Annotated in this window: 1 protein-coding gene; it reads right to left on the bottom strand. The window is 39.5% G+C overall.

The annotated features are described in order from the left end of the window. Window positions 1-111 precede the first annotated feature (111 nt). Window positions 112-7,356, bottom strand: a complete 7,245-nt coding sequence (locus tag AB7E63_RS12630) for a hypothetical protein (RefSeq protein WP_428419616.1) — start codon at window positions 7,354-7,356, stop codon at window positions 112-114. Window positions 7,357-7,388 lie beyond the last annotated feature (32 nt).

Here is a 7,388-nt window from a genome sequence, read left to right as displayed (position 1 = left end):
TTGGAAATAGATCTGATTGTTTTTGATATACAAATTACGAACTTCATTAAAAATATTCACTTCACCCACCACATTTTGGGCAAATTGAGGTAAGTTGTTCTCATCCCAAAATTATAGATTATCGAATTGAGGGTTTGTCTGGCGCAAGTAACGAGAGACAACAGCCTTCAGCTGTCCTGTGATTTTTTCTAGCTGAGCACTTTCATTGATCCCTTCTTTAGAATCCGCGGTTCTGCTGACAATGTAACGAGCCACATCTCCATAAGTCACAGTTTTTCCATTTTGTGGTTTTAATTGATCTGCCCATGTTTTAGGAATATGTAGAATGATCTTGTGGTCATCCCCAATCCGACGTGCTCTGTAGAGTGTTTGCATTAACTCTTGTAGAGGTGTTGTTGCGCCTATGAAGAAGTGTACATCTCCTTTGCCAATCGGCTGGTCGACACCGCGAGTATCATTGGGTCCGTACAAGCAAACGTAATCTTCCGACAGTGTTTGACCTTTATAAGCGACAGGTTCTCGAGCATCTTTCGGCCAAATGAAAGGTGTGCCTAACTGAGGATGACGAAAATAGTAAGAATGGGAAGCTCCTTCTCGGGCTTGTCGAATCGTTTCAATCCATGCAAGCATATCGAGACCTTCACTTGAAGCTCCGCTGTTATTGACAAAACCTTTGGTTGTTTTGCTGTTTAAAACATATTGAAGAAGATGTTCTAGTGGTTTCTGATCGTCGTAAATGGAGACCGGAGTATCAATTCCTTGTTCAAGATTAAGGGTCATCCGTAACAAGGTTTCTGCTTCTACTTCACGTGTTGAAACTTTTTCTGTGTCCTTTTTTTCGTTAAACTGAATCTCATCTGAAATATAAGGAAGGGTATACGGATCCAGCGTTCCAGTAACTCCTCCAAAACTTTTTCCGTGGAACATATCTTGAACATTCGTGCTGATCTGTTGATCAAAACGGGTGATATATCCGCCATCGAAAATGATCTCATCTAATAAGTTAAAGCGATGAGACCACGCTTCGGGGGACTTTAAATATTGAAGCAATGATAAACGTTCCACATCTGTTTTCCCCGTTTGAGAAGATACGTAATCTTCAATTAGCTTCTTGTACAGAGTGGGATATTTATTTTGGTAGGTTTTGAGTGCTTCTGTCAAAAAGACTTCTGATTTATCTGTTAAGCTTTTTACAGGCAAGTATTCTAAATATCCTAAGTATTGGGAGACAACTAGATCAAATTCATCCCCAAATCGCATACCTGGAGTTTCATTTTTCATGACTTTAGGAACATTTAAAAAGCCGTTGTAATCGGAAAGTCCAAAATCATTACCCGACTTCATCGCTAACATTTGTTTAAATGTTTGAGAGAGCATTTGCTTAGCAGCAGCTAAATATTTTAAGCTATCGTCATCCTCATTCCACTCATTTAAAGCTTCAGGCCTTATGCTTGAGCTACCTGTTATGTAGTTAGTCCATTCGTCCAAAGGAATGCTTTGGACGATAGTGGCTTGCTCTGGCGATAGATATTCCAAAAATTTCGGATCTTGCTGGAGTAAAATGGCGGCTTCTTTCATGAAATTATCCATTTCATGTTTCACAAGAACAGATTGCGAGTCTTGGAATAAAGCCTGTTTTAAAGGATGAAGCTTTGAATCAGAAGCTGAATTCAAAATCAACTCACAAATCGAACGGGCGACTTTTCTGACAATGATATTGGGGGGAGATACAGCTCCTGTTGCTAAATTGACTTCATGTGAAATGTCATGTGTAGTATCGACTTCGTCACCAAAGAATTGTGTTTTGATCTTTAACTCGTGAGCCTCTCCATGGATAAGACGACTCATTTTCTTGATATAGTGCAATTTTTTCTGTACGACTAAAATCTGCACTCGGTTTTGCCAGGGGTTTTCGCTTAGCTCTCTTTTTTGTTCTTCAAGCTGAATCATTAAATTGTGAAGTGTGCAAATTTCTTCGACAGAAGTGACGACATAGCCGTTTTCTTTGACGACTTTCAAGAGTTGTAAGTACTTTTCGGCTAATAAGCTATGAGAAAGATTTTCGGATAAAGGCACCGAAAACTCTAAGTTAGCTTGATCAAATAAGGCACGGCTAGCTTTGTCTGCCGATTGTCTATTTCCTTTTAAAAGTGTTTCTGGGACTGTACTCACAACAAAATAGCCGAGCTCAGCAAGTATTTGTACAACAGAGGGGGAAATGACCGATGTTTTTCCGATACCCATGATGAGAGATGCCCATTGATTGGGATTTTCAGCAAAGGCTTTGATCGCGAGTAATTGGGCATGGCGGTAAATAAACCCGTCCCGCGCTTCTGCAACTAGACATACACGTGGGATCAAGCCATCTTGAATGCCAGCTTCTTCGTAACGTTTTTCATTAAAAGCTGCGTGTAACATTTGCAGGGCTTTTCCGGCTTCGGAAGAGCTTGGTTTTTTTACCGAAAGCAATCCTTGAGCCTTCTTCACCTGTAAGTAAGCTGTATATTTAAATAAGTATTCTGTTATTTTGGCATCAAAAGCAGCTAAACCTTCTTCTTGGCATGGTTTTTTATATAGACGCAGAATTTCGTTGAACAAGTCGTAGTCCGTGTAAATTTCGGGCTGTTCAACCATTCTTTGAATTGAGCTCGGAAGAGCCGTATCGGGTGATGTATGCTTGATCTCATTAAGAAGTTGCGTGCGCAATGTGACATCTTCGGAATACATAGCAGCGGCTTGTTTAGTTAGCCATTTTTTTAAGTTTTGAATCTCATTTTTGCTAAATTCTGTTTTACGGTTGATCTCTCCCTGCAATTTTTCTTTAGCTATTTGCAAGCCTATTCTGAGCTGTTTATTTTCTTCTGAGAGAGTCTTTTTGATTCCTTCCTCATCTTGAAAATACGTTTCTAAGCGCGCAACTTTTTGATTTAAAGCATCTAAGCGTTTTTGTAATGTTGCATCTTGAGGGGCGTGAAGACTTGGCAATTCGTTGCGGATCTTATCGAATCCGAGAGAGAGATCGGAAGCTTGAAAAGGTGCGATATGAAGTATTTGAGAGGGCTCTCGAGCTTTGATTTCTTCTTCAAGTTTTTGAATTTGCAGCATGTTTTGGGCTTCGCTACGAAAATCTAAAACTGAAAACTGGTGGGCTTCGGATTCCCTCAATAAACTCACAATTTTATGTGCTTTATGCTTATCGTAATTTCCGGATTCAATCATGCGACGTATCTGATTTAACTCTAAGGGACTAAAATTGTTTGTTTCTCCACTATTAACCTTGTCATCAAGAACAGCCAAAATAGCGGCTAATGAGGTCATCATCTCTCCTTCATTAACCTTACTGTGTGTTCCTTGAGTATCTAGAGGGATCCTCGCATCACCAACAAGCAATTTTAAATGATCTGTAAAACTTTTTTTTAATTCTTGAATGCGTTGAAGTTTATCTGTTTGGACATCAAATATGGCGGAAATAATGCCTAGGTTTCTTGCAAAAAAAGGAAGCTTTTTTCGGCTAGTTTTTAGCATGCTGCGCATTTCATCCGTGTCCATACCAAATGGGGTTTCTTTTAAACATAGTAGTTTGAGATATTCATGGGCAAATTTTGCCATTATAAGGTTCTCTTCACTTTCTTTAGAATCGTGTACTTCCCAATTTTTCGGGGCATTTAAGAATAGCTGTATCTTTTGAACAACATCCGGCTGATTCGCTTTTTTTGCCTCTAGAATAGCGAACATGAAATGGATGAAATGGCGGATCATAAATTCTGCATTGGCAGATTTTTTTGTGATCAATTCATCCACAGAAAACTTTTTATCTAAATTAGTCATCAAAAGGAACGTTAGAATATCAGAAGATGAAGAAGCTTTTTGGGAGGTGAAATAAGCAAATTCAGAAAATTTTACATCCAAAGTTTCTTCTTTGGATTCCAGCGATGCCTCATATTTCTCTATATATTCAATCATCGACATGTGTACGTAGTGTTTGATTTCATATAGTTCTTCAGCAGTCAAAGCCCCTTCTTTTAAATCGTGGGCTCTTTTTTGATAAATCTTATAAAGTTTCCCAATATGTTGGAGATTGGCTAAAAATTCTCCAGAATTTGCAGGTGTATAGAGGGTTTGACTCAGCTGATGCGTTTTCACATGCTTAATGGCGAGCTGAGCTTTTAATTGAAACGCAGTTCCTCGTAATGATTGAATCGCTTCCAGATCAAACAATCCCTCTAGATTTTCTAAAACGCGGACTTCTGATGCGGAAGTACTTGCAGCTTTTTTGGCTAAATTTAAATAGTGCTCTGCCATCCGATAATTTTTAATATGGGCGAAGTAATAAGCCAGGTAGAGAAATGCTGAGGGATTTCCCTCTTGTTTACCTTGTGAGTCAAAAGTGATCGTTAAAGGGGGCGCATGCGGAGGCAAAATGCTCTTCTCATAATCGAATTCTATTTTTGCGACTCCTTTATGACGTACAATCGGATAGGGATGAATGATAAATGTATGTGTTTTACCATTGGAAACGGGCAAAATAAATTTGTCCTGCATCCCTTCAAAGCAATCTAAAAAGGCTTTTGCTCCACTTCTTTCACGCAATAGCAGTTGTTCATCGGAAAGGTCTGTCAACCAGTGATTGCCTTCCCCAAGTTTTTCGTTGTGGTACACCCATTTACCCCTTCCTTTGCGTTGTAGAGAGGTGTCGCTATCTAAAAATCGTATTTCGGAAGCTCTTTGATTTGGGGATTTTGCTAAAAATAAGGTTGTTTCCGGATTGGCAAATGAAACGGCTTCTCGCATGATTTGACGCTTATCTAAGACAATGAAAAGCTTGGAAATAGGATCTTTGGCTTGTAAGATTTTTCCGTTTTTGTCTAGTTGGATCTCATAGCCACTTTCTTTAATTCCATCTTGAGGTGCATGTGCGTATACATATCCCTTTTGAGGGGTTTTCGTGTTAATCCATAGACCATTCTTGATAACCATGTGCTCAATGGCGGACAACTTGTTAAAATCTTCAGGTTGCTTTTGTGGCAGATATTGAAACCATTCCTTTTTCCCATGGGGGTATTGTGGGCGAACGGGGAGTTCTCGATAGATATGAATTTCTCCCGATGCCTGATTGTGATAAATGCTGAAGTTTTCATTTTGAAAGGAGAAGTCATAATAGTTTTCAAAAGGAGTGCCCCCTTTACGAAGCGTTGTTTTAATCGGATCTGTTCCGAATAAATCGCTTGTAAAACGTGCGAGGGCATGAGGGAGAGGAATCTGCTGTCCTTCAAACATGATCCCTTTTGCTTTAGGCCTAATATGTAAATTGTGAAGATCAATCTCAAAATCTGCATTGGAAAATACATTTTTTTTCATCTCCCAACCTGTACTAGAATAAGCAGGATCATTTTTGGCTAACCGGATCCACTGGTCGAAAAAAGGACTGACAAAAGTTTTGTCTTGCTCACATGCATCGTGTAAATAAGGGATGAGTTTTTCTTGAATCCATTTTTTTGCTTCCACATTGAATTGGGGAATTCCGACAGTGTTACTTGTAGTTTCAAAAATGGTGGCTGCATGCACGATATGAGCTAAGTCATCTGCAGAATATCTATCAAGAGGTTTTTTATAAGCCGAGTAAATCAATGCAAGGGAAGTCGTTGCTAAACTTTTTTCAGCGTTTTTTAAACTTTCAAATAGCCACTCCTCACCCGTTTTTTCGATGTCTCCAATTTGAATGGATGAATCAAAACGAGGGAGAGATTCAATAAGAGAATCCATATTGTCATCTTCCAGCTGTTTTGCATGCTCTGCGATGGTATCTCCAAGAAGAATTAAAAAAGGCGCGACATTATCTGCCTGGATTTTTTCTTCGATAAGCTTGTGAAGGTCTTCAGCTAAGATTTCAAAAAATAGAGGGTTTTTTTGAATTCCTTGCATGAGGAATCCGGGGCGAACAAGATTTAAAAGAATCGTTCGTTGAAATTCTGAATGAGAAAGAAGGTAGGTTTGGGTTCGGATTAAGTTCAAAAGTTCGTAGACGCTTTGGTAGGAAATGCCTTCTTTAGAAGCTATTTGAGCTGTATCGATAGTAAATTGTGCCGCTTGAGAAACTTGTCCAATCGGATCTCTCTGCAAATTTGCGGCTAAAAGGGTTGGTTCTGTATGCCCTTTTTGTTGAGTTAACGTATTGTCTTTGTCTGCATGATGACCTAAGGCTTTGGAGCGAGAAATTTTTTGTTCATCTTTTCGAGCTAAGTAGGTTTCCTCCCCTAAAAAGGCTCCTGCTTGTGGACGTGTATTTGATTGGTCGTTGTAAAAGTGATATTTCTTTTCATACTGCTTAAGTCCGTAAGCTCTTCCGCCCCAGATATTTGGTGCAAAACAGAGGGAGTCTCCTCTAAACGAGTGATCAATGATTTTAACACAAGGTGTTTCTGTAACAAAATCTCCGTACTCAACATCAAGCCGTCCCATCGCAGCAAGGCGTTTTTGGATGTCTTGATACTTAATTGCTTTGATCATTTCGCTTTTTTCACGGGGCGTTTTTGCTCCTTTATTGACAGCTTCCTTGACCAGCCAGTCCAAATAATTAACTCCCATAGCTGAGTTAACTTGTCCCTTGCCATAGAAAGGGTATAAGGTATATTCAGGCTTTAAAAGGCTGGAAGTCATGCATTGCACGCGGGCCATTGCGATCATATTGCGACTTTCTCTATCTTTTTGTTTTTTAAAAGAGAGGCTGCGTGAGGGACGGTCATACAAATCATAGCGGCAAGGCCACTTCAACATTCCTTGCAGATATTTTTGAATCTCGGAAATCTCTTTTTGATGGCTTGGGAGCCATCCAAAGCGATAATGAGGATGGAGTTCAATGATGCTTAATAAATCATGTTGATCTAGACGAAGGTTTCCAATTACAGAGATAATAACTTGAGATTTCAACATTTGGAGCAATTGATCTTGTGTGGGAGCTTCTTCTTGAAGTCTTAAAGCAGATTCCCAGATGTGTTTGTTGATATCCGCAATCTGTCGTGTGAAGGTATCTGTGTTGTTTTTAGGAACAGCCTTCCAGAAATTATCTGCAGAATTATTGGGAACAGGAAGTGTCTGCAGGATTTGGATGCTCAATTGTTTGGCTTCATAATACTTTTTCTTGTCGATCAATTTATCCGCTTTTTTTTGCAAAGAAGTTAGCTGTTCTAATGCTTCGGTAACCGCATTGTTCGACACGGATTCTCGTAGGTGGGTGAGCTCTTGTGCGTATGCAGCAAGAAGGTCTTCACTTTTTTGTGATTGAATTTCGAATTTTGGAGACATCACATTTGAAAGACCAACAACGGCAAAAGAAAATTCACCAGAGGATTTGCCCAAGCGGTTATCGATAAAGGAATCGCGACTAAGGA

Origin of the sequence: Parachlamydia sp. (genome assembly GCF_050255895.1) — a bacterium.
Lineage (GTDB): Bacteria > Chlamydiota > Chlamydiia > Chlamydiales > Parachlamydiaceae > Parachlamydia > Parachlamydia acanthamoebae.
This window is presented reverse-complemented; position numbering and strand designations above follow the sequence as displayed.